We start from the raw sequence: 24,659 nt of genomic DNA, 5'->3' as shown, positions 1-24,659 counted from the left end.
TTGAAATTAAGAAGGTGGGTGATTGTTCATTTACGCTGCCTTGCTCTGAGTATCAAGCCCTGCATTAAGAAGAGCATTGAGTAGAATGTTTCTTTGCTTGACTCCTCGGAGCCTCCGCATTCCGTTTTTCTCGTGATCACGAATTGCAGCGGCACACCATCGTACCTTTTGTTTCGTCTCGTTGGAGTTCCAGTTTTTCACTTTTCGGCATTTTCTCCTCACCACTGAGAAGAGCGATTCGATAGCGTTCGTAGTGGTGAGACATTTTCTGAGTTCACCGGTGACTCCGAGCGCATGGACTGTAAGCAATTCAACACCTGCTTCATCGAGTGACGCCGCAGCCTCATGAGATATGCTCTCAAGCCAGGCACGCAGCTCCTTGTATGCCATCTGAGCAAGCGGAAGTGTTGCGAGTCCCATAAGTTTCCGCATACGAAGCAAAAGCTGTGAATGCATCTTCTCCGGAATGTATGCGCGAATATTTCGAAGCTTGTGAAGCCAACATCGCTGAATGAGCGCACGCTCCCCAAATACCTTCTTCACCGCTTTTTTGAGCGCCTTCCCGCCGTCGAGAATACCCAGAAGTCGCTCACCGTAGAGTGTAAAGCCTCGACCCATGATCTGGGTCAAAAGGTCAGTGACAACCTCGGCGTTCTCCGTGTCACCCTCTTTGAGTCCTATCGGTATCTTCCTTAGATCCTCAGTGATACCGAGTGCCGCGACCACCATCGTGCCTGCTATCTCGATCCCATCGATAAGCACGGCGACAAATGCATGTCCTTCAAGCGTGTCACCGTTTATCGCATCAAGCTCCTTCTGGCTCGCACGAATAAACGCTCGTGAGACGCTCGATTTCGATATGCCTATCTTTTCGGAATACGATTCAATGACTGGCTCGTAATTGCGTGTACTCACGCCGCGAAGCATCCGTTTGCTTACTTCAGTATCAAGCAAATCAACCGACCGAAGCTTCTCTAGCGCCTCAGGGTACACCTCTCCTTCTGGTCCTCGAATACGAGGACGGGTAATCGGATATCGAGCCGCTCCTACTATCGCTGAACTTTTCTCGCTGCCGTACCGGTAGAACTCCCCATCACGCCCGTACCGAGCTCCACAGAGGCTCAGGACCTCTTGCTCCAATAGCTCTACACCAAAGGCAAGCGCTGCCATTTTCGCACGCTCAAGCATTGCTGCCTGCACATCCTCTCCGCTCAGGTTCGAGAATAATCCCTGAACCGTTCCTCCTACGCCTTGCTCTCGTACAGCCTTTTCTGTTCTCTTGGTCATTGGGTCCCTCCTATGTTGCACTTCCGGATTATCCGGAAGTGGGACCCACCTTCAACTCCTCAGAAGAGTTTCAACGGAAATAGGGACATCCTCTAGGGGGCTGCCCTGTAAGCCTTGTAGCTTCGTTGATAAAACTGTCCGGACTGTTGTCAGACGGCCAACGTTGCTAATTTAGGATAGTTGATAAACTCTTTTGAGTAACTACGTATTGAGCTTCAGATCTCGTGACCTGCCCCTCTAAAAAGCCGGGTAGGTCACATTCTCTTAGAAAGTTGTAGGCAGAAAAGAGGGGACGGATTTCTTCGCTTTAATGCCATAATTGGACGGTAACCGACGCTCGTTTAATAACAAGTAACTTCCTTCAGCACCTCTTGGCAGCAAAAACTCTTATTCTTGACCGTTCCTCTACAACAGACTTATCCGGAAATAAGCCCAAAAAGCTCTGAGTGCCTTACTGATAAGTATTACAGCAATCTCAGCCCAAAACTTTTAAAGCCAGAATTGACTGGGCTTTCAATAGCTCGTACATCATGTCTATTTTTGTAGACTATTGACCATAGTCTTGTGATCCGTGTAGGTAGCCTCAACAACGCAACATTAGGCAGCGTTATCGTTCCACTATTTCGCTAGGTGCTGGAGAGCTAGCTGGGCCGAGAAGAAGCCCGCTTATGAGGTGGATTTTGTATCAGGTGCATCACTACCTAATCATTCTAGTGCTCGCCCTAGTCCAAAGCAGGCTTGCGGCTTTTGATACGCACTACTGGATAAATCTCCTTATACTGCCGCTCCATAGAAAAGCGAAACAGCCGGCAAAAATCGTCTAACCAAGCTTTTTAGTTTGAATGTTTAGTCAGTCCATGCTCTTCAAGACACTGCATACTTGCTATCTGATAGCCCGCTTTACCCAATCGCTGAAACACTGAATAAGGAAAGTTTTCGGCTGCAGGAAATGAGATGGACTGTCTTTGGAGTTCAAGCAGAACTCGCACCACAGTGCGAGATGTGCGGCTTATACCATCCCCTTCAATGGTGGAATGAGGAAGCTATACATAAAGCGATTTAGGTAGCGGAATAACCGCGAGCCGAGTGTCCAGGCTCCTCTTTGACACCCACCTTTACTCTGGCTCCTTAAAGCGAACAACTCGGTCTATCGCCTGAGCCGTTCGCGAGGCCCGGCACATGACTAAGACAGAGCTTGCTCACCGTGCCCAATGCCCAGGTACACATCTTCACTATCCTCCGTCTGAAGTGCAGCAAGGTGAAGGGACGGAAGCTCAAGGTGTGTAAATGAAAGAGGCGAGGCCAAAAAGATTTATCCTCAGTATTGGGTTACCAAGGATGCCTCAGAACTACTGTTAAAGCTTTGCATCAGCAAAGCGCCGCCTTCGATAGGTCACTGCGTTAACCAGCTTATGCATTTGTGAAAAGCCGGTGTAATGATCGGTCGTTTTTATCCCCAATATGGGAAGCCAGATGAAGCGCTACTACAGTTGCCTCAATGGCCAATAATCTTAGCACGATTCCTTATGCTCTGTAAGAGCACTTTCCGTAATCAAACAACAACTGGTGTGTACTAACTGATTTTTAGTTAAATATGGCATCTAAAAATCAACTGGACTTTATAATCTTAAGCTCATCAAAAACAGACGATAGCATTTCTTCAAACTCAGCTGGCAATTTTGTTGCTCTTACTAAATATCTCGCTTGCGACGTCAAGAACTGACGTATTCTAGTATTTTCCGCTATTGATTTTGCTAGATAAATATCTTTCTTGTTATCCTTAGAAGCCAGATTGCGGAAGGATATTTCTCTGATGGGAAAACAGCACTTAAATATATCTGTCGGAGAGTCTAACAGCTTTCTAACTAACTCTAGGAAAAGTGGCCACTCCGATATTTCCAGATCAGGAAAGGAAGGATCTTGATTGACGTCAGCAAAGAGTTTTCTCATTTCTTGCTTCTGGTTAAAAGATTCCTTCCCTCCCCAAATATAGTATTTCAGGAGTTTTTCGAAATCGTTTTGATTTGCGTCATAATCAACAATATTCTTCAAGTCTTGAATTACTTGCGCTATAAAGAAAGAGAAAACCATTACCGCATGTTGAAATACAGCTAGGTGCTCTGGTTTGGCTGGATTAAGTTCCCCTTTACCTTTTTGTAGAGCGACCAGAAGCCTTCTAATTCCTCTAGTTGCATCCATCTCTAATGAAACTTCGCTATTGAGAAACTGTCCTAGCTTTTCAAAGAAAATGTTCTTTGAAAAAATTTGATAATAAGCAATCCAATTTTCAATATTTGTTGAGTAGCAATAATCAATCTTGAAATTCAGTGAATGTGACTCAGCATAGTTTGAAAACTGCGTTTCATCAAAAAGATGTACATTTACTCGTTTTGCAGAAAGACGATGTGCTTCGGTCGAGCGTTTCTTAAGTATCACATATGCATCATCACAAGACACATATTTCATCAATCCAGCTGCCCAAAAAGATCGATTAATTGGACTCACACCTTTTAATGTCTTGCAATCAAATATAATCCTTCTTTTGGTACCGTTTGCATCGACAGAGATTCCGAGAACATCTATATCAGTGATGACCGTAGAGACATCGGACAACTCCCTGTGGTTCTTTACAACAACTTCTAAGAAAGGCAGATGCTGCGTCAGAAGACAAAAGCGTATTGCGCTCTGTTTTTGAAAAAGATCCTTATCAAGACTACCCATAGTTACACCTAATCGAATCCCAGAATCATCTGATCAAACTGCTCAGCTGCCTCTTCGTTTAACTTACTCTTTCTTCGCTGTTTCAACTCTGCCGCAGAAAGAACTGATTGGATATATTCATCATCTTTTGAAAGAGCTAAACGTGCGTCTTGATCAACTTCTAGATTAGCCAGCTCTCCAGTCCGGAGAAGATCGATGGCAAGCGTTAAAGCCTTTTCATTCTCTTCTGTCCTAACGAGATGAAATTCCCACCTATCGGAACCAAGCTGCTTTAGTTTTCCAACTTTCAAGAAAACCAATTCTCTGTATTGAATAGCCGCTTCTGAATTATTTCTGAGATAACCCTTCTCCCTTAAAGACTGAAGCAATCTAACAGGCATCCTTATTCTAAACGCCTCCGGCAGCAATTGCCCCTTTCTCACGCACGCAATCAAAGCCATTGCCCGCTCATATATCTCTCGATTTGCAAAATTTAATCGAGCGTTGCCTGGTGATGGAGTGAAAACGAATGTCTCCTGACTATTACCAAACTTAAGAGATGGTGGCTTTAAAACGCTCTCTTGGCAGAGATGGACAAGAAGACTTTTCTGGGTCTCGGTCAACTTTGTTCCCCCAATCTCAAGAGATCGCTCTATAAGTGAGAGAGGCCAGCCTTGGTTACTTTTTACGACTTCAATTACTCTTTGTATATCAGTAGCGCCACTTTTTGCAGCTACATCAACCAAAGACTCTAAGTTATCGGCAAAATAGAAAGGACTTGCTAAAATATTTTTGCCTCGGGCTCTGAACGATTTAATATAGTTTCCATCAGCTCCTATATCGAGGCATCGTTTCAGCAATTTGCTCTCAAAATTCATTGAGTTTTTTATCTTATCTAGATTTTCAGGCTTATTTTGAAGTTCTGATAGAATTAATAGAGTTCCTTGCTCATGTTCGTTCAGTTCGGAAAACGAGAAATAGCTTCCCACACCTGCATAAACATCTTGAAAACGTGGGACGTCAGGAATGATTGACGAAATAGTTTTTCCAACCTTAGTTATTTGAATGTACTCTACTTCACCAAGTATATTCACTACTTCCTTAAGAGCTGAAGATGGAATATTGAAATAGTGGTCACTCACCTTTCTGAGTATTTCATAATTAATTTCGCCCAATCCACGGATATGAACAGCAAGGGTTGCTGCCATACCCATAATGCGCATCTGGTCAAAATCAGGGACATCAAGTCGTCCAAGCCCCGTCTGAATATCATAGGAAAGCTCAACTAGCTGCTTGCTGTCCACTTACTGCTCCTGGGGGTGGTCATTAGATAATTTACATCCTGGTCTGTTGGAGGCACAGTTTGTATCGAAACGGCAATTTTCCATCAGTATCGTTTTCAATAATGAGCTTAAAATCTGTTCATTAAAGGTGAATTCTTTCAATCTCATCAAGCGAGATTGCATCCTCCCGACGATCATACAGAGCAGTCGTCCGAATATCCTCATGCGCCGCGATCTTCTGTGCATTATCGCGGCTACCACCATTGCGCAGGAAATTGGTAATTCCACTTGCACGAAACGTATGATTACACGCATCGGTGCTGACTCCTGCTGCCAGCGCTCGTCGCTTCACCATTGCCCAGGCTTCCTGGCGCTGTAACCGAACACCAGTAAGTGTGCGGGAGCGACGTGGTGCTGTCTGGAAGAGGGGAGTCGTCTTCTCGTCCCGTAGATTTGCCTCATCCATATAGAGATCGAGGTACTCTTCAGCGGTATGGTGCACCGGCACTTCATGGTACTTGCCTCCTTTTTCATGGAGCCGGAACCAGTACCGTTTGCCCTTTGAAAAGTAGTCACCAACATTCATCCCCAGCACAGCACCGATGCGGGCAAAGCTAAAAAACATCGCTGCAATCAGTGCGCGATCGCGCAGGCCCACAATGTGGTTGGTGTCGATACTTGAGAGAAGTTCCTTCATCTCATCATCGCTAAGCACCGGCGTCTTACCGCGCTTCACGCGATGCTTCACACCACGCACTTCTGCAGCTGGGTTCTCGCGCACCACACCACCGGTAACCAGCCACCGGAAGAGCGAGCGAATGGCAGAGAGGTGCTGATTCCTCGTTTGCGCAGATCCTGGATGAATCTCCACGTACTGGGCCACCACGATTGAGTTCACCTGGTGGAGTTCAAGGCCGGGGTAACACTCCTCAAGCCAATCGAAGAACCGGGTAAGGGCTCGGTAGTATGCAAGCCGCGTGTTTGGGTTTCGGATCCCAGCCGTGAAAAACTCAATGTAACGGTAACTGGTTCGCTCACCGGCCCGGCCCAAGATTGCTGGCAGGAGAAACTCACTGCCTAGGAGTACGGGCGAACTACTACTTGGGGGCCGGATAAGGTTGCTCAAAATGGATCCGCTAAGGTATTAAGATCACATGTATTAGTCAGCGCTCATTGTATGACATAAAAAGGAATTATGTAATAGAAAAATTGCCAGGATGAAAGAAGGATCCGAAACCATTCCTTCAGTTTATTGGATCCACGCAGTGTGAAGCTTCCAGCTTGTGCTCCTTGGCGGTTTCACTCCCTCGCCACCACGGTGTCGTACAGTCCGTAGTGCGTTAGCCCTAAGTGGCTCTCGATGCCGGTATACCGAAGTGATGCGTCTTCATAGCGCCGAAACGCGAACACAGCCTGGTTCATGTGCTCGGTATTGAATACTTTGAGCTGCACGAGCAGATGGAAGTCCTTGACCGTTAGGCCGGTGACGGTCAGAAACAAATCCGGCTCAAGCTTTGTGATCACATCCTGTAGCGTGTTCTCCCGGAAGTCGGTCAGATACATAAACGCCGGGATGCGCGTGGCGAATTTAATCAGCTTCTCCTGAATTAGCTTGCGCTTAGACTTGTACTCCCTTTCCTCGTCGGTGAGCTCTTTCTTCTCCTGAGCCGTCAGGTTGCCTCCCTTTTCCTTAGCCTTGTTCTTGAGGTCCTTCACCTTCTCGCTCTTGTTGATGATCGTCTCGATGATGTTATCGCCCAATGCGCGCCAGCCTTCGATGCGCTCCACAGCGGCCATGGCCTCGGGGTTGTTCATAATGCGGCGCAGGGTATCGTTGTCTACATTCACCAGCAGGGCGCTTTCCCATTTGCGGGCCAGCAGCGTAGCCGACGTACCCGCCATAGCGATATCGAGAATGCCGCCTGCGTCAATCTGCGTCATGTTCGCGCCGTCGTAGGCAAGCACGGGCAGGAACGACACGAGCTCCTTGACCGCGTTCTCCGGGTTTGGTTCGTTGGGGGAAAGGCCAATTCCGTACTCCGAGAGCTGCCGCAGGGCGCGGGTGGGGGCGAAGTCGAACACGAAGCAGGCAGGCTTGAGGATTTCTTCTTCGTTAGGGTTGTCACCGTTCGGGTTCTTGATCGACCACGGCGACTGCACGCGAAACGCAGCTTGGAAATAGGTCTCGGGCGACTTGAGGTTACGCAGCATCAGGATGGATGACCATTGAGACACCGTTACGCCGGTGGTGAGTTTACCGCAAGAGAGGGTGATGGTCTTGGTCTCGAATCCGCCGCCTATCGCCTTACGCACGGGCGGCAATGCCTCTAGTCCAATACCTGCCGAGGTGCCAGCGGCAACAATCGCCCGATAGTCATGCCAGAAGGTGTTGTGCCGTTCTGCCAGCAGGTTGGCCATAGCGTGGCAAGCAGCGACGTTGGGAAGGAACCAGAACGAGTGCTGCAAGTAGGGCAGCAAGCGCACATCCGAATAGGGAAATGGTGGCCGAGTGCCGGTCTTCAGATACTCAACCGACTGAGGCGCATACTCACCACGAATGATGTCGAGCCACTTTTGCACGTCGCTTTTGTGTTTGAACTGGGCTGTGGAGCCGGTACCGGAGGCCTCGAAGAAGGCGTTGAGGTCGAACTCGTCGAATTCTCCTGCGCTCGCAATCGCCAGCAGCTCATCCGGCATCTGGTAGGTCAGCAGGCGCATCTGAGGCAGCGCACCATAGGGGTTCCGTTTGCCAGGGTTGTTTGCCGTGAACTTCTCCTTGGCTCGCTGCTCGTCGGTATAGGTCCAGTTGAAAATCTGCTCTTCAATGAACTCGCCCGTGGTCAGAGCCCGAAATGGAGTACCCGATAGGTACAGATAGGCTTTGGTGGTAATGGGCAGAAATTCAGTTTCCCGCTCCAAGGGCTCCTGCAAGTCGGCAATTCTCTCCTTTAAACGCTTGGCATCGTCGAGACGGGCCTCCATCCGGGAGATCGCATCTTCCTCGCCCTCAAACAATTCCTTTGCCGTCTCCCGCCACGCGCCAAAGTGGTACTCGTCAAAAACCACCAGATCCCACGTCTCCTTGTGAAGCCATTCATTTTTGGCTTTGATGTTCCCAGCGTTATCGCGTCCCAGGAGGTCTTGGAAGGAACCGAAATAGACGACGGGATGACGGCGATCAATTTGGGTGGGGTCGCGTCCGGAGGATTTTGAGAGGTACTGCCACCCGTCAAAGTCCACGTGGGATTCGAGGTCAGTCTGCCATGCGTCTTCCACGGCGGGCTTGAAGGTGACCACCAGCACACGCTTGGCACCGAGCTTTTTGGCCAGTTGGTAGGTGGTGAAGGTTTTGCCGAAGCGCATTTTTGCGTTCCACAAAAAGCGGGGAACGGCACGCATGTCCTCTTTCCAAATGGAATGGAAGTAGGCGTGGGTTTTGTCCACGGCTTCAGCCTGCTCCCGACGCATGGGAAAGTTTTCGTGGTGGGTACCCGTGAACCGCTGGCCTGTACGCAGTTCGGTGAGGACGGTCTGCACATCCGAAATTGTGCAGCGCATCCACTCCAGTTCGGTATTCTCAAAACTCTTTCTGACCAGCGCTGCCCGCACTTCGTGGTCAGTAAAGATGCTGCCGTCGTCGCGTTCAGCGGTCTCCTCAAGTTCGATCCTGTAGTTCTTGATAGCGGCAGTCTTGAGCTGTTCGGCGACACGCTGCCTCACGTCGCGTGTAGTCTGGCCAACCTTAAGGAGTCCTTTGTGTGCCTCGTCATCAATGGAATAAGCATAAACCCGCAGCCGAACCTCCGGCTTAGGCACAAGGATTTCTTCAATAGTTGGTTTACTCATCAATAGTTTCGTCGGCAACAACCTCATCGGGCACAGTGTCATTGTGCTCAGCAACTTGAGACTTGATGAAGGTGATCTCGTCCTCGGTCAGTCCATAGCGCTTGTAGAGTTTGGCATCTGTCCACTCCTGATCCAGCGACAAATCAGGAATGAAGGAATACACATCGCGCGTCGCGTGCTGTGTTGACTTTCGAAGCGACACCAGGAAGCGTACCAATCGGGTGCGGAGATACTTCGCGTAATTTTTAGCCTCTGCTTCGGTATCGAAACGACCTGCAACGAGGTAAGTCTCTGTACAGGCAGTTCCCGGCTCTGCGATGATTGGCTTGCTTAGAAACTTGGTTTCGACCGCTGCACTCGTACCCTGAACTGCTGTCATCAGCACTTTCCACTCGTCAATCCATGCCGAGTTGGTCGGGATTGCCTCGCGATCTACCCAGCTAATGCGCTGATTCTCAAAGAGACGAACTGGTTCGTTCAAACCCGCCGTAGACAGTTTTCCCTTAAAGTTAGTAGCAAGACCGAACGGCTTTCTGCTGGAGACCCGAAGATCGAGCGTAGGCTCACCTTTTGCCCTAATCTTTTCCAAGATCGGCACAGCTTCGTTACGTCGCACAAGGATGTCGTAGGCATCGAGGTGGCGAGCAACGGCTAGCCCTGTAGGTTCGCCGTCCCAGATAGTCTGCACTTCACACGGCCCGCTGTGGTCTCGATCCCACAGGAAATATGAGATGCCTCCACGAATCTTCACCCCTGGAAAGCCTTCGTACAGCTTCGGATAGTCCACTAAGCTCCGCATCCGCTTGTCAGCAAGCATCCGCTGCCGATACTTGTCTAGCCCTTTACCCCCGGCCATCCAGCGCGATGGAGTCACAAAGACGGCAAAACGCGGTTCAAGCTCCAGTGCCTTTTCCACAAACAACTGATAGATGGGCGCAGCACTCGTACCGTAGCCGCCATCACTAAGTTGATATGGCGGATTGCCGATGATCACATCAAACTGCATAGCTTCTCCAAATATCTCCGCTACCCGAGTCTCTATATTGTCAGCATGAATGAACGCGTAGGCATAGGTCTCAAGCTCGCTACCCCGGTCAAGGGTCTCTTGGCTAGCCCCGCAACACACACACTTCCTCTGCTTCCATGTGTGCTCGGTGCGCTGAAACCAGATATTACCCTCATCGCTAGCCAAGCTTTTGGCGATGGAATGTTCCCCGTTAGCGTGCTTACTGCAATAGACACTCCGCCGCGCTAGCAAACTGGTGAGATGCGTGATGCCGATGCCGAAAACCTGCTTAGTCAGAATATGATCTACACGCTCCTGAAGGCCTGGAATCTCCGCCTTGAGCCCCTCTGTAAGGCGGCTGGTAATCTCCCGCAGGAACACGCCCGATTTTGTGCAGGGGTCCAGGAACCGCACCGTCTTATCTGCCCACAGGTTAGCCCCGCCGTTACTGGCCGCCCACGCCTCCGCCACCGTATCCAGCATCCGTTTACCAAACTCCGGTGGCGTAAACACCTCATCGTTCGAAAGGTTGGCAATGCACGTCAGCACATCTGGGTTACGTCCGCGCAGCGCGAAACCAACCTGATCGCTCATGCGGCTTCCTCCTTTGGTACATCGCCGGGAGCGGCAGAGGCTAGATCGCTCACCGTCATCGGCGGGTAGGTTTTTGTCGGCGTGAAGATCTCATGCTTGCCCATGTGGGCAAAGAGTGAGCCCTCCGAGCTAAAGGTAGATGAAAGGGTGAGGGTATCGAGGCGAAAGTCGCGCCGCTGAAATTTGCCTTTGCCCAAGTAGCCCCACTCGGCAAAGGTGATCGCCTGACCAGTGTAAGTCCGCATCGTCAGCGCGTCGCCGTGCAAAAGGTTCTGCGACAGCACGTAGAAAGCAGCCCGATAGAGATCGTCCAACCCCTCCAAATTCAGGTACTCGGCAAAGATCTCCAGCACATTGGCGCGACACTCGGCGATGTTGTCCGCTAGCAGCTCAATCCCGTAGATGCACATCAGTCCGAGCAGCGCATAGTGCTGCCGCTCGAAGTCAGATTTGCCGTACTTAAGCTCCACAGCAGCAAGCTTGCGCTGCACAATCTGCACCAGAAAGTTACCGCTCCCACAGGCCGGTTCCAGAAAGCGGGAGTCAATGCGCTCCGTCTCGGCCTTCACTAGGTCGAGCATCGCCTCCACCATCCACGCCGGGGTAAACACCTCCCCGTGGTCGGCGACGCGCTGCTTAGACTTTACGTAGTTCATAGGTCGATGCATTCAAACGATGCTTCCTTGTAGTCGCTACAGGCTAGCAACTTTATTAGATAGAAGCTTTCTACCTAATACGATAGGCCCTTAAAGACATCAGGACGCATACACCGTAAAGCCTTTGATTGCTTTCGACCCCATCCCTCAATGGCAATTAGGTGGAAGATATCACCCACCTTAGCAAGAATGCACTTAAAGTGGTTGCCCCGCCCCGCAACCACTTTAAGTCGGCCAAAGACTAAAGTGGCCCCTCCTTTCGCCACGGCTTTATGTCTGTTGGTTAATAATTTTGCTGCTCCACCTACTCCACCCCATCTAACAGCTGAGCAATCTCCTCCGGGCCTGGAAGCTGGCCCTTCAACTCCTGCGGCAGCGTAGAAGCCATACGATAGGTCGCAACCCCTATCGGCTTATCAGAGTCCTTGAGGGCATACTCCACGATGATTTTATCTTTGGATTTACAGAGCACGATACCAATCGAGGGATTCTCATCTTCGAGCCTCACTTGATCATTGAGCACCGCCAGGTAAAATTGCATCTTGCCGATATGCTCCGGCTGGAAGCTCCCCACCTTTAGATCGACTGCTACTAGGCATCGTAGCCGCCGGTGGTAAAGCAGCAAATCGATAAAGTACTCTTGGCTGCCCACTTCAAGCCGATACTGACTCCCTAAGAATGCAAACATACCTCCCATCTGTCGAAGGAAGGTATCAATCCTGCCAAGTAGTGCCTGCTCCAACTCGCGCTCACTATGCTTGTCACCCAGTTCCAGAAAGTCAAAGACGTACTCATCTCGCACCGCAAGTTTGGCCTGGGCTTGGAGAGGCTCCGGCAGAGTTTCAGAGAAGTTAGTCTGATTCAGCAGGGTCTTTTGATACGTCTGATTCTCAATCTGGTGGATGAGGACGTTTTTTGTCCACCCGTACTTTCGGGTCATCCGGAGATAGAACTCCCGCTCAAGGTCGTCCTTGCACATCTCCATAATGCGCAGGTTGTGGCTCCAACTGACTTCTCGCACCAGTGGTGCGAGTTTTTCAGAGTCCCGGTACGTCTCGTAGAAAAGCTTCATCCGCCACAGGTTGGAGGCTGAAAAGCCAGATATTCCAGGAAACTCGGCACTCAGGTCTTTCGCCAAGGTCGAAACCACAGACTTCCCCCAGGTCTCGCCCTCCTGCCGGGTCACGATGAGATGTCCAATGTCCCAGTAGAGCGCGATGAGTTCACGGTTAACGGCCCGGAGCGCTTCATACTGGGCAGATTGGATCCGCTGCTTAATCTCACCGAGCAGCACACCGTATGCCTCAAGCTCCCCCACTACATCACCTCACCTACTTCTGTCAGAACCACTGACAATAATTATCCAATCACCTGTTGGACAATTCCTGTGCAGCAGCCTCACTATCGGTCATAAGCCTACCGTATCGAAGGAAGTACTCGCACCACTGGTGCGATACGTCATCTTTACCCCAGGCGACACTCTACCTATCTCGCTCGCTTAAACGATCGTCGCCGATCAAGCTTCTTGCCATCGCCCTCCTCCCGCTCCGCCTTCATCTCCCGCCCAGGCTCAGGAGCACGCTCCGAGGGACGTGCAAACTCCAATCGTACTGACTCCTCCTGCTCCTTGAGCCTCAAAAGGTGCTGTGCCGTTCTCTGAGAGAGAACTAAATCCTGGGCCTTATAGCCATCAGGCACTTGAATGCGAAGTTTATTCTTCTCTCCACCCTGGCGGATAGTGAGCTCAAGGAAACCAGCCTTCGGTGTGTTTTCCCGCACTTCAACCTTTAGCCCGTTATTGAATTTGCATGTCCGAACCGCAGGTTCATCACCCGTTTTAAGGACTCGCCCCTTACCCTGAGTCTTTTGTAGTTTACGAAGCTCATCTTTAAGTTCACGTCGGCTCTGATCAAGCTCGTGTTCACGCTTAAGAAGACGGGTGAGAAGCTCCTGTTGATCCAAAGCATTCTTCTCAAGAGGGTTATCTTTATACCTCTTATATGAGGCGACATCCCCCTCACGAGGAATCTCATACGTTCGCCTCCCTTCAGCCCATTCGGTTCGATAAACAGTATCCCATGAATCGTTTTGTTTTCTTCCTACATGACTTTGAAATGCATGACGTGATTCATGAATAAGCGTCGAAAACGCCTCATAGTTCATACCGCTTTTTAGCTGCCAAGGAGCAATACCTATTTTATTATCCTGAGCGAAATATCCACCAGCAATTTTGTTTTCTTTATCCTTAGACCATTTATCGAATGACATTACCTGAACCTTTGCTGGCTCTCGGTTCTGAGCAGCTGCTATACGGCATTCACACTCTTGAAGCGCGGCAACTTTCTCCTCTCTTGAAACAACATCCCATCTATCAGGCCGAAGGTCGCGAATCTTAGGCAATTTAAGGCGATAAAACGTATCTTCCGTAATATCCAAAATTGCTCATTACCCTTCCCTCCCTCTGGAGAGCTAGAACCCTTTTGGGCGTGTTCTTCGTCTGTCTCCCCTGTAAGCAAATGTCCCCAAGCTTTGTTAGCTTCTTCTTCATCCTCGAAAATCAGAATATCAATTTTCTTCCGATGTTCTCTCATACGTCGTTCAAACTCTGCTCCGCTGGGTATATTCCACGGAGTATCAAAGTCATCTTCAAGCCCTAATCCTTTCCACCAATCGAGAAACTTATTCTTATCTTCGACGCTCATACCTAAAACAGTCCGAGCATGACTCTCTGCATCAGCCTTAGGCTCACACTCTGAAACAAACTGATTAACGAGCTCATTGAAGGAGGGAAACCCATCTAAAATTTCAGGCTCTCTCTCGTCATCTCGGATAATTGAGTCATTATTTTGAGATGGCAGCGTAGCGTCATCATTTTGGGAGCCAAACGTAGCTTCTTCATTTTGGGCTACATACGCACTATAAACCATCTCACCGGTTTCTTGGTTTTCAACTGCTAGGACAGTAAAAGGTATGCCACCATCGCGAAAAGCCTGCACCATCTGATCATCATCTGGGTTCTGCCAAAACCTATCAAACTCCAAGAATGCCGACGGTACCGTATGCTGATCTCGATCCCAAAACGTGCTAACTCTAATACCATTTACTTCAAGGTCATCGAGCAGCTCACCTGTCTTCCACCAATGCCCGAATCGGTACAAAACCTCACTCGACAAGCGCGAAAGGCTAGATGCAAAGTTATGCGCGAACTCTTCGTCATCTCCCTCCAACCTAAATTGATTGTACATTTCCCAATACGTTGGAAAGATGTCTGTATCTTCATTCGTCATATGGCCTCAATTGATGGTTAAGCCATCCTTCATCCGGGTGCTCGTCATACTCACGCCGAAACTGAAGGTTAATTATGTGCTGCTCTACATACTCAAACACATAGGCATGAACGCGCTCTGAAGCAAACAATAGTCTCCGTATACGCTCTCGAAACTTCGCCTCACGATGCTTTGCGCAACGGCCAAATAGAAATCGTGATACCCGATTCTGAGGCTGCCACCCCCAATATCGAACTATGTAATCCTCTATTTTTGGCGGCAATTTCATAAATGCCCGAAGCGAAGGATTGATAAGCGAAACTTTCTTACCATTCAGTAGGTGCACACACGGGTGATACCAAACTGGCATCAACTTTGAGATCATTTCAAATGGTGGTCGTGGGTATGTATCGCTAAAGTATTCCATGAGGCCAAATTGATGGCGAAAGAACTCACCAAAGACCCGAGTCGCCTCCTGGCGATCGTCAGTCTCAAGGAGCCTTCCAAGGAGATTACGTGCCTTTACCTGCCTATCTGCCACCTCATCTAAAAGGCGCTTCAGATACCGCTCTGGCCCCTCAAACGGCATCTGTTGGATGAGCACATCCAAATCCTGTTGAGGCAGGTATCCAAGCCTCCTATATGCTGCTATTGCCTCCTGCGGCAGCAGTGGAATCTCTTCATGCTCAAGCATGAGACCAAGAATTGCTTCTCCCATAAGCCGACGGAGCACTGTCGCTTCCTCTGGCGTTGTCCGTGCCACGATGTTGTTACTTACCATCGTTCTTACCCTCCAGCTGTTGCATGACTTCTTTCAAACGTCGAACAAACTGCTCCTGGCGAAAGAGCGTCCAAGCCTTCCACGAAGTTTTCACCCGTGGATCATGTGCATGTGCCTGAGTGAGGTACACCGAAGCACCACTGGTAATGAGGCTCACCAGAGTCAGTAGCACCATGACCGTCAGAGGCCCCGACTTCCCAGAGAAAATGAGATTTGTTGCTTCACCAAGCTCACGGGTACCAGACCGGATGCGCTCCTCACCAGTGAAGGTGCCTCGTCGAAAGTACGCTTCATATAACTCAGGCTTTTGTGCCTCCAGGTACGACACATAGTCGTCACCGAACTCTTGCCGAATCCTAGTCTCCTCTGCGCGGATAGCGTCCTTGGCGTTTAGGAGTGCGGTGTCTGACTCAATTTTCATTCGATTTGCAGCAGGGCATGCAGGAAGTGACACAGTCGGTGTAGAAGCCCACTGGCTTGGGTCTACATCAGAAGTCCAAGGCCCAAATGCCTGGCGGTAGAAGTTGTCGTACGCTGGATTCCCAGCGTTTTTAAGTTCCTCGTATTTGTTCGTGAGCTCGTCACACTCTTGCTGCTTTTCTTGCGCAAGCTCAGCCATATCTTGCGCTGCCTCCAACTGGGCTGTGAGCCCGGCGTTAGCAAATTCGAGGGCTACCTCCTCGGCAAGCGCGTTGTTGAGGTCATGCCGGAAAAGCAGTAGCGCTGTCCCATGGGGGCTAAGCGCCGTTAGGAGCGCACTTATCGCCAGATAGGTGGTAAAAGCGTGCTTTGACCATTTCATCCGATGGCTAGAATCGCGCACCGCCATCTTCTGGGTCAGGTTTGACGTTGCAAAGAGCAACACTGCCAAAGGCCCACCAATTAGTGGGCCTGAAATGACACTGAAGACCGGACAGGTAAGCACCAGGTTAATTCCCTGGGCAAGCGTCCCAAACGCTGCGGTGTACGCTGCTCGCTGCCGCACCTCCTGACTCAACACTGGCCCATGCAGCTCCGGCCCCGACACCATTAAGTGTTGCAGCACCGGGTGGAGGGGCGCTGCTGGTGGATCTCCACTTCGGAGTGCCTCAATCATCCGAAACATGCTCGGATCGTGCAGTGCCCACTCAAGCAGGTCTTCAGGGTTACTCAGTAACGCATCGAGATCTTTTTCCTTGAGAGTTGGCTGACTGTAGACGCTGCTGGTAGCAGAACTTAAGCTTGCGTAACTTGCTGGCCCGCGTCCATTAGACGCACCATTGGTAGCATTCGAGTTGTTCTGTGACATAGCAGGACTCCTTGGGAGAGAAACTCCCTACTAGTTGGATAAATCAATGGGCAGGGGACACAGGGCTTTAGGCGCTACTCCTGATTAGCCCACACGTCGCCATCGTTTTCGTTTTCGTCGTCTTGGCCTTCTTCGACGCGATCGCCCTCTTCATCACTACCGTCTTCAGTAATGGGAAAGGCCTTAGTTTCAACCGCATCAAGCGCAAACTCAGCACTTCGTCGCTGCGCAAAATACTCACGCAACGTGCTGTGAAAGGCGTCTCGAATCTTTCCCGACTGGGCCGCTTCTGCGAGCGACGCCGCAACCATCGCCGGGATGTACTTCACGATGTCTTGCGTAGCTGCATGTACTACGCTCTCAATGGACTCCTTTATCGCGGCATTGATCTCATCTTCAAAAGAGCCCATTTCGCCACTTACCGCCTCGTTTGCTCCAATCGATGACGATGACGACGATGGGGCTTGTGACCGGTGGTAAGCTCCACCTTGCCGAGGTCGCCCTACTCCATCGCTTGATGAGCCTGCTTGCCTCATCTCAAACGCCTCGCGAATCTCTTCATGGGTTCGACCGGCTTCAAGCATCTGTCGCACCGGCACAAACCTCTCAAGAAGCTCTGCGCCGCTATAGATTCGCCTACTGGTAGAGAGTCCAGCAGTTTTGAGACTCTCTGAAACTGTATTTGCTGAAAGGCCGGTCAGGGCCTCGATGTCGGTCTTCTTGTACTCGCTATTTGGATCAAAGTCGTAGCTCATCTTTGAATCACCAAGAGATAAAAGGGTAGTGAAAAATCAAATGTTTTAATCGTCAAACAGGTTAGGGAATATCTGACGAATTGCCTCAAGCGTTAGGTCAAACACAATACGCCGAATCTCCTCATCCACAGACTGCATGTGGGCATCAAACGAGCTGGGTTCAACAGTTGAATCAGAAGATTTCGGTTCTTTCTCCTTTGGCTCTCCCGTCGTCATGAGGTGCAGCCTATCGGCGTCCCACAACGCAGGAATCTCTAGATCGTGCGCGAGCGCAGTGAAAGACACCGGCCCCTTTAGAGGATGCCGTTCGATGATTTGCTGCCACGGAATACGCTTCTCTACCTCTGGCCCCCATAGCGGAGTGTGAACGTAGCAGGTCACACCTCTGCTCGGTGACGGAGGCTCCATATCAAGAAACTTTCCATCCTGCACGATGTTTTCAACCGTCCGCCGCTCACCCATCCTGCTTGTTGCACCCCCTTTCCCATAATTGGACCCGAGGTCTGCTTCACGCACAACGCTGCGGCCAAAGAGGCTGGCATTCCACTGGGCTGTCACCGCTGAAGAGGTACCTAAGAAGACTTTCCACCGAAAGTTAGCAAGCACGGCGTCTGCCTTATCGCCGTAAGAATCTTTGGCACGGAGAGCCTCTATTGACTGAAACAGGGTAATAAGTAGCCCACCCTTTGCTCTGACAATCTCTGAAGCCTCAATAAACTTGGGAATCCCACGGTAGAAGTTAAAATCATCAACCCAAATAATCTTGTCCTTCCGCAAGGTGTCTGGGTAAGACATAACAATTTCAAGTGAGCGCTGAAGAAGCGCTTGGACTATTGGCCGTTCGATGTCGTGCTTCTCAGGGTTGACCTTAACTACAAGTATTCGGGCCTTCGTGCGCCCCGCCCAAAAGTCAGTAAGGCTTAGACTCTCAGAGACCTGGTACTTTGCTGCCGGGACAAGCATTGGCCACAAGCGCGAAGCAACTTCGGTACGCACCTTATAGAGGCTCTCCTCATCTTCACCACTATCAAAAAAGGTGTTGAGCACTCGTTGTCCAAGCTCGCTTTTTCCAAGCACACTTTTCATGGTTTCAAGATCAGAAAAACCTAGATTCACCAGGTCATCAATCCCCCACTCGCCATTTGTCACCTTATGAATCGATGAAGTCCCAGCAATATTAAGCGCCCGACCAGCATTTCTAAAAAATGCGTTATTACCATCCATTTCAGGGAAAAGTGAGTAGTTTAACTGAGCAATCAGGTGGTTAGAGCCAAAGTCGCGCCCGATATTCCATGCCTTCCCTTCGCGGTACGTGAAGGTAATAAGCTCGTACGGGATCCCCATGCCCTTAAGCCAACTCACTGCATCTTCCTTCGTCTCAATAATGAGCATCCGGCGGGTTGGATCACGGTGCACAGCCTCAGCGATTGATCGAAACGTGGGACCCATTGAGAGATTTTTCCCTGCGCCACTTGCTCCGATAACAGCTGTGTGACCCATTTTGTCGAGACCAACTTTGTGGCCTAAAAACGAGATAGGAGGCCCATCTCGGCGTGAATAGACATAGCCTCTCTCTGTCAGCGATGTATCCTGTTTGCCACCTTGACGTTCTTCTCGAATGTGGCGCGAATGTAATTCATCAGGAGTAGGTTGAAAGAATTTACCAGTCATTGTTTTCAATCTCCTTGTGGCTTGTATTTTGTCGGTTAGCCTGCTCAGCACGATTACGCGCTAGTTTCTCTTCAAGCATTGGAATCATCTGGGCTGCTTCAGCGACCTCGCGCTTTAGTCGATGGGGTCGAAACATCTCCATCAAAAGCTTCTTTGAACCCATCCCAGCTGGGCCAACAAATGCTGTAAAAAGAATGAAGAGTGCTCCTACCACGAGCCAGTTTGTTGATAGGAGAAAAGGAAGGATCGGCCACACGGTGAAGCCAATGGCAAATGAGCCACACATAATCACCACTCCTGCGGTGTATGACCATACTAGGTCGGTCAACCAATTCCCCGTTGGGCGCGTAATCTCGTAGTACTTGCCGAGACGTTTAAAGTGCTCTCGTCGAAGGTTGTAGAGTTCTTTGTGATATACGACGGCCATCCCCCCAGACGCTCCACCCACAAAAAGGCATATCCAGCGGAGCCCCCTCTCCCACCAAACAAGCTGTATGGAACTAAGAAGGAGTTGTTCGGTGTATCGCTCAATCAGTGGTGCAAGCTCTGGCCCCCAGAGATAACCCACCAACGCCCCACCAGCTATTGCAAGGGGCTTATGCGTTCGCGATAGCACCTCTTTTAGGAGACGGGTGATGATAGTTTCAGTGGCATTGATCGTTCCGCTAATCAGTCGAATGATCTGTGTCATAGCAAGAATGTCCTTAGAAGAAGCTGGGAACTAACTAATAGGCAAGCTAGCTAGCGAGTGTGGCCGCGCCCAAAGGGACGAAACTGACGCACTCGTATTTCTGGTGAATTTGGTTTGATGTGCCGGTTCTCCTTAAGTAGAACCAGCTGTTGGGCGCGAGTAATCCGCCCTGTCGCGTAGGAAAAATTGATGGCGAGTCGGCTTTTAGGAACTCCGTACCGTGGAGCCCCATGGCCACTATGGGAATGCAGAAACAGCCGCTGACTCTGGCTTATCTGCCCGGTCCAGTACTTTGCCTCGATTGAAAGCCGTGTCTGTTTTTTTGGCGGACGGGTGTACTTCTGATAGGTCGCATGATCGATCTGGGAGGTGTAGTAGAGAAAGCGAAGTTTGGTTCGTAGCCGCTGTGCTCGCTTATGGCTATCTGCACGCGCATCACTGAGCGCCCCTTCAAATGAATACCGAGGCCGGTTCTTTCCCTGAGGGTTATGCCGCCCCAAAAGAGTTCGAGTAAGAGCCCGAATATCCCTTTTTGGGGCCGACACCTTACCGCTTGGTACCGAAGCACTCCTTCGACGATCTCTCGTTAGCGCACCAACCCGACGGTTAATAGCCGCTGCCTGTTTTGACGCCTCTGTCTGCCAAGACGGAAAGGTTGAAGGTTGCAGCGGCGGTTGTTGTCTTTCCTTTAAGCGATCTCGTAAGACCGCAAACACTGCCTGGTCAGTAGCCTCCTTTATGTACTGAGAGCGTGATCGCCCTAGGAATGATTCAGTTGAAAATCCAAACTCCTCCTGCGCGATCCGTCGCCACCCTTGCTGACGGAGTGGAAGTGCCTCTACAGGCGGTTTCTTAGGCCGTGTCCTAAGAACCGCCGCCTGCACCTCCTCTGGTATTGGCTTTGGCACATTACGGAGCGCTTCTCGAATTGCTTTACTCCGAGGGCTATACCGATCAAGGAGCCCCTGGGGAATCTGCTCACCGCCATACCCCAGAATCGTAAAGCTCCGCCCATTCTTGATAGGGACATTCGGAAACTGGAGGTATGACGACTCAAACTCCCTGGTCAAATGACCACGCAGCGAATCTCGAAACACCTGCCCTATCTCAAAAATGGTCTCACGCTTAAGAAGCGGCCCTAAATCAAGCGCTCCACCCTTCCCATCTGGCCGAATGACACTAGTAAAAAGAACGTTGTGGACATGGAGCTGGGGCATCCCGGCGCGGTCTTCTATGTGGGTAAAGCACGCCCATATAGGTTTTGCTGGTGTACGTACATTTCCCCCTGCACCGGTTCGAGTGAAGCAATACTTCTTTTCAATGAACGAGCGCGTGTCTTTTGCCGCAGCCTCAACAGAGGATAGTAATTTTGTACTATTTTTGCGGCCATCGGCAGCAAACAGGCCTGTGACTTCCGATGAAGCCGAAACTACGATGTCATTTGCGACAACGGCTTTACGCGGCTTGCCATCATAGATGCGCTCGGTAAGTCCCTTGCGCATCGGCGCATATGTCTCTGGATGAAGCCCTTGAAACAGTGCAGCGACTCGATGATCGTTCTCACGGATAGGCTCTCCCAAAAGCCCTAGGGTACGAGCGCCCTCCCCATCGAAGTGACCAAGTGACGCTTCGTTCCCATCCTCCTCACCAGAGGATGGAGGGACGTAGTACACAGCACTATCCTTATCAAAGTACTGGGCGTGCGAACTACCTATATGAATGACTCGTTGCGAGGCAATCATCCAGCACCTCCTCTCGCAAAAAGCTCCTCCATGGCTTCATGAGCTTCTTCAGGGGAGAGACCGCTCCCGTGGATGAGTATTAGTTCCATAGCAACGTAGTGAGCTACTTTGAGCGCCTCAATTTCGTGCTTTAAGTGCTGCACCTCTTCAACCTGAAGAGTAAGAATCTCGGCTATTATTTTTTCTGGTAACTTGTCCGGATTTTGATTCGCATCTGTCGAAGATGTTGGAGTCATGACGGTTTGCGGTAAGTGGGTTAATAAGGGTTTGTGGGGTAGAGGTTTCCATCAACCATCCGGTCGATGTGTTCTTACCCCACACGCTTACTGCCGTTTTATTATGCTAAGCGGACGGGTTACTACTCTTCCTTTTGGTCTACTGAAAGTAGCTTTGAAAAAATTGGATTAAGTACTGGTTGATCATGGGCATACCATCCTGCTTTAAAGCAGGCTGCACCAAACCAAACAATTACCAGCAGCGAGACCATGAGAGAAACGAGGTTGCTAAGCTGTTGCAGAGGATTCACTAAAGCCTCCTTAGTTAATCATTGAGGGACACATCACCTATCTATGCGGCCAAGTACACATTGCCGCCCTTCTTCAAACCATCAAACTGGACTAACGTTCAAATCCATTAGGCAAACGGGCATCTCTAAATGAGGTGAATAGACGTAAAGTACCATCTAAATTAGCCATTTCTAAATTTGCATTGTGGAATTTTGTATTGGTCAGATTACTGTTTGAAAGATCCGCTCCAGTAAAATCGCTCTCATGCAAAATGGCACCACCAAGATTTGCATTCTTCAGAATCGCTCCACGAAAGTTTGCTCCTACACCATTTACAAGATCGAGCTGTGCGCTCGTCAGTTGTGCGTCTGTGAAGTTTGCACCTGAGATATTTGCACTACTGAAGTCTGCATTATCGAGAACTGCTCCAGCCAACGAGGCCCTAGCGAGCTTTGATGCCTCCATGACTGCATCCGTCAAATTTGCTTCTCGGAGATCAGCTCCTTCAAGGTCAATACGTGATAAATCGACACCAACTAAATCGCAACCGACGCATGAGCGCGTCTCTAGAAGCCGTCTTGTATTCTCTCTACGTTGGTTGAAGATAGCCTGCTGCCGAGCGGCCTCTCTCCGCGCTTCCTCTTGCTGCCGAGCGACCTTTTTCCGCTCTTCCTCTTGTTGAAAAGCTATTGCGGCCTCCTGGCGACGTGCTTCAACAAACAAATCAGCTTGCTTGAACACGATTTCGGCCTTACTCGCTGCCTTAACGGCCACTGTCATTTGTGGCTGCACGGCAAGTGCCTCATTTGCTTCGGCAGACCATAAGTAGAGGCCACCTAAGGTGATCGATAATGCTAGTCCAGCTCCCCATTGCGTGGTGCGTCGGCCCTTGCTCCTCCCCTGAGCAAGCTTCATTGCCTCATGCGCCAACCGTGCAGACTGGAATCGTTCCTTTGAGTTGGGCGACACACACCGCTCCATCCACTTAAGGACATATTCCGGCATCTGCACCTTAATTACTCCACGGAAGTTATAGCGGAATGTCATTTCGTCTCGGAGCTTATAGACATTGGCAGGCTCTGTTTTCGTGATCATGCAGATGAGACAAACTGCTAATCCATAGATGTCACCATGAGGTTCAGCCTTCCGGTTGAGCACTTGGTCAGGGGCCGTGAAGCCTAGGGTGCCACCGAGGATTTCACTCAATATTACTGAACCACCATCTGACCGGGAGAGACCAAAGTCCACCAGGTACACCGAAATGCCATTATCAAGATCTAAAAGGATGTTTCCCGGTTGAATATCGCCGTGACAGATATGTCCCTTTTCATGCACGTAGCTAAGTACCAGAAGCATTGCTGCCAAGAACGCCTTAATCTCTGTGGCGCTAAATTCTTTCTGCGACATGAGTTCCGCAAGCGAGGGGGCATTTTTATACTCCTGTACTAGTAAAAAGCCATCATCAGTTTCATAGGTTTTAATTAGCTTTGGAATAGAAGGATGATCAAACGCCTTAATAACTCGAAGTTCGCGATCATGATGCTCATAGGCTGTCCAGTCATCAGCACCGGCAAAACGATATTGCTTCACCACTACAGATTCCTTGGTGACTTTGTCGGTCACCTTGTAAACAATGCGTCCACCTTCACGGTTACGTGATAGCTCTTCCAACAGAAACTTTCTCGGTGGGAATATGTCCGCTAGGGTGACTTTTGTACTTGAAGTCATGTCCGTATCCTTTTTCTATCTGTGTTTGGTCCAAAAACAGACAAAGCGGGGGAGCTACAGGAGCAGAACACGCTCCCCCGCGATCGAATTACGCTTATAGCTCCCGAACTCTTTATTGACGGGGCTTACAAACGCCAGGAAGCATACGAAGGTCAACAAAGGCGTCTACCTCGTCCTGAATTTCCTGAGATGTGTTGCTGGGGAATGCCCAGACCTCCACCCGCTTGCCGAGCGATCTGAGGTGCTTAAAGGCGTGGAGATAGTCGAGGTCACCGCTTAGCACCACACAGGTGTCAAAGCGCTCTGGATGGGCTAGAAGGTCGGTCAGCAGCAAGCAGTCGATGTCAGGGTGCTGCTTACCCTGTTTGGGGCGTCCTGCCAATGGCTCACAAATGGAATACCCAGCCGCCTTGATAGATTCAAGAAACTGTGTGTGGCTTAATCCCAACCCACGAACTCTGCTATAGAACCGTGCTTCCGTCACATGCTCTGCCTGCTTCTTGAGTTCTTGCAGTATTTGATCGTAAAAGATTCTGACGTTGTGTTCGTAGGCCCCACCAAGGATATTGGGATTATCAACAAAGACAGCAACCGGGCCACGAGGGCCGTATTTGGGTTGTCGCCGCTGCTGAAAGTTCATTAGCAGTTGGCCTGAGAACTTGCCAAGTAACATAGTTCCGAGAGCGACAACAGAATCATGTTGCACAACAACGGCATCTAGCATTCGTCGTATATTAGACGACACTGAACGTGGCGGGTGACGACAGCTAGATAGGCGGGAGAGGTGTTCTCCCTGCCCCTTGAGTCATCACTGAGACCGGATCCAATTTAAGCTAATAAGAAAAGACACTGAAGGTAT

The 24,659-nt window shown here is 50.0% G+C and carries 20 protein-coding genes; all 20 read right to left on the bottom strand.

The features are described 5' to 3' along the window. Window positions 1-30: 30 nt before the first annotated feature. The 20 genes from IQ273_RS02315 to IQ273_RS02220 all read right to left on the bottom strand — a co-directional run bounded on the left by IQ273_RS02315 (window position 31) and on the right by IQ273_RS02220 (window position 24,440). Window positions 31-1,287 (bottom strand): transposase, encoded by a 1,257-nt coding sequence (locus IQ273_RS02315; protein ID WP_194021568.1) that lies wholly within the window; start codon window positions 1,285-1,287, stop codon window positions 31-33. Between the two features lie 1,608 nt (window positions 1,288-2,895). Beyond that, complete coding sequence (locus IQ273_RS02310) at window positions 2,896-4,008, bottom strand: hypothetical protein (RefSeq protein WP_194021567.1); 1,113 nt, start codon at window positions 4,006-4,008, stop codon at window positions 2,896-2,898. Between the two features lie 8 nt (window positions 4,009-4,016). Continuing rightward, window positions 4,017-5,291, bottom strand: coding sequence for a hypothetical protein (locus IQ273_RS02305; RefSeq protein ID WP_194021566.1), 1,275 nt, complete (start codon window positions 5,289-5,291; stop codon window positions 4,017-4,019). Window positions 5,292-5,412: 121 nt separating this feature from the next. Then, a complete protein-coding gene (locus IQ273_RS02300; RefSeq protein WP_194021565.1) occupies window positions 5,413-6,321 on the bottom strand; it encodes a tyrosine-type recombinase/integrase in 909 nt (302 codons plus the stop codon). 248 nt (window positions 6,322-6,569) lie between these two features. Beyond that, window positions 6,570-9,116 carry a DEAD/DEAH box helicase family protein gene (locus IQ273_RS02295; RefSeq protein ID WP_194021564.1) on the bottom strand — a complete coding sequence of 849 codons (2,547 nt, stop codon included), beginning with the start codon at window positions 9,114-9,116 and terminating at the stop codon, window positions 6,570-6,572. After that, on the bottom strand, window positions 9,109-10,716 hold the full coding sequence (locus IQ273_RS02290; RefSeq protein WP_194021563.1) for an Eco57I restriction-modification methylase domain-containing protein: 1,608 nt from the start codon (window positions 10,714-10,716) through the stop codon (window positions 9,109-9,111). Before IQ273_RS02290 ends, IQ273_RS02295 begins: the two co-directional genes overlap by 8 nt. Next, window positions 10,713-11,372 (bottom strand): N-6 DNA methylase, encoded by a 660-nt coding sequence (locus IQ273_RS02285; protein WP_194021562.1) that lies wholly within the window; start codon window positions 11,370-11,372, stop codon window positions 10,713-10,715. Before IQ273_RS02285 ends, IQ273_RS02290 begins: the two co-directional genes overlap by 4 nt. A 304-nt stretch (window positions 11,373-11,676) precedes the next feature. Beyond that, on the bottom strand, window positions 11,677-12,690 hold the full coding sequence (locus IQ273_RS02280; protein WP_194021561.1) for a PDDEXK nuclease domain-containing protein: 1,014 nt from the start codon (window positions 12,688-12,690) through the stop codon (window positions 11,677-11,679). A gap of 167 nt (window positions 12,691-12,857) precedes the next feature. Then, a complete protein-coding gene (locus IQ273_RS02275; protein WP_194021560.1) occupies window positions 12,858-13,640 on the bottom strand; it encodes a hypothetical protein in 783 nt (260 codons plus the stop codon). A gap of 38 nt (window positions 13,641-13,678) precedes the next feature. Then, window positions 13,679-14,659 carry a hypothetical protein gene (locus IQ273_RS02270; protein ID WP_194021559.1) on the bottom strand — a complete coding sequence of 327 codons (981 nt, stop codon included), beginning with the start codon at window positions 14,657-14,659 and terminating at the stop codon, window positions 13,679-13,681. Further along, window positions 14,649-15,419, bottom strand: coding sequence for a hypothetical protein (locus IQ273_RS02265; protein ID WP_194021558.1), 771 nt, complete (start codon window positions 15,417-15,419; stop codon window positions 14,649-14,651). Before IQ273_RS02265 ends, IQ273_RS02270 begins: the two co-directional genes overlap by 11 nt. Next, a complete protein-coding gene (locus IQ273_RS02260; RefSeq protein ID WP_194021557.1) occupies window positions 15,409-16,707 on the bottom strand; it encodes a hypothetical protein in 1,299 nt (432 codons plus the stop codon). The genes IQ273_RS02265 and IQ273_RS02260 overlap by 11 nt, the downstream gene beginning before the upstream one ends. 74 nt (window positions 16,708-16,781) lie before the next feature. Continuing rightward, complete coding sequence (locus IQ273_RS02255; RefSeq protein WP_194021556.1) at window positions 16,782-17,462, bottom strand: hypothetical protein; 681 nt, start codon at window positions 17,460-17,462, stop codon at window positions 16,782-16,784. A 45-nt stretch (window positions 17,463-17,507) separates the two neighbouring features. Continuing rightward, window positions 17,508-19,133: a type IV secretory system conjugative DNA transfer family protein gene (locus tag IQ273_RS02250; protein ID WP_194021555.1), complete on the bottom strand. Its 1,626-nt coding sequence runs from the start codon at window positions 19,131-19,133 to the stop codon at window positions 17,508-17,510. Continuing rightward, window positions 19,123-19,824, bottom strand: coding sequence for a hypothetical protein (locus tag IQ273_RS02245; RefSeq protein WP_194021554.1), 702 nt, complete (start codon window positions 19,822-19,824; stop codon window positions 19,123-19,125). Before IQ273_RS02245 ends, IQ273_RS02250 begins: the two co-directional genes overlap by 11 nt. Window positions 19,825-19,874: 50 nt before the next feature. Next, window positions 19,875-21,566, bottom strand: a complete 1,692-nt coding sequence (gene mobF, locus IQ273_RS02240) for a MobF family relaxase (protein ID WP_194021553.1) — start codon at window positions 21,564-21,566, stop codon at window positions 19,875-19,877. Continuing rightward, window positions 21,563-21,802, bottom strand: a complete 240-nt coding sequence (locus IQ273_RS02235; protein WP_194021552.1) for a hypothetical protein — start codon at window positions 21,800-21,802, stop codon at window positions 21,563-21,565. Before IQ273_RS02235 ends, mobF begins: the two co-directional genes overlap by 4 nt. Before the next feature lie 122 nt (window positions 21,803-21,924). Beyond that, window positions 21,925-22,092, bottom strand: coding sequence for a hypothetical protein (locus IQ273_RS02230; RefSeq protein ID WP_194021551.1), 168 nt, complete (start codon window positions 22,090-22,092; stop codon window positions 21,925-21,927). Between the two features lie 91 nt (window positions 22,093-22,183). After that, window positions 22,184-23,800: a pentapeptide repeat-containing protein gene (locus IQ273_RS02225; RefSeq protein WP_194021550.1), complete on the bottom strand. Its 1,617-nt coding sequence runs from the start codon at window positions 23,798-23,800 to the stop codon at window positions 22,184-22,186. A gap of 112 nt (window positions 23,801-23,912) precedes the next feature. Beyond that, entirely contained in the window at window positions 23,913-24,440 is a 528-nt protein-coding gene (locus tag IQ273_RS02220) for an NYN domain-containing protein (RefSeq protein ID WP_228052233.1), read from the bottom strand. Window positions 24,441-24,659 lie beyond the last annotated feature (219 nt).

This window comes from Nodosilinea sp. LEGE 07298 (assembly GCF_015207265.1).
Classification (GTDB): domain Bacteria; phylum Cyanobacteriota; class Cyanobacteriia; order Phormidesmidales; family Phormidesmidaceae; genus Nodosilinea.
The sequence above is the reverse complement of the archived record's forward strand: the minus strand, read 5'-3'. Positions and strand labels throughout refer to the sequence as shown.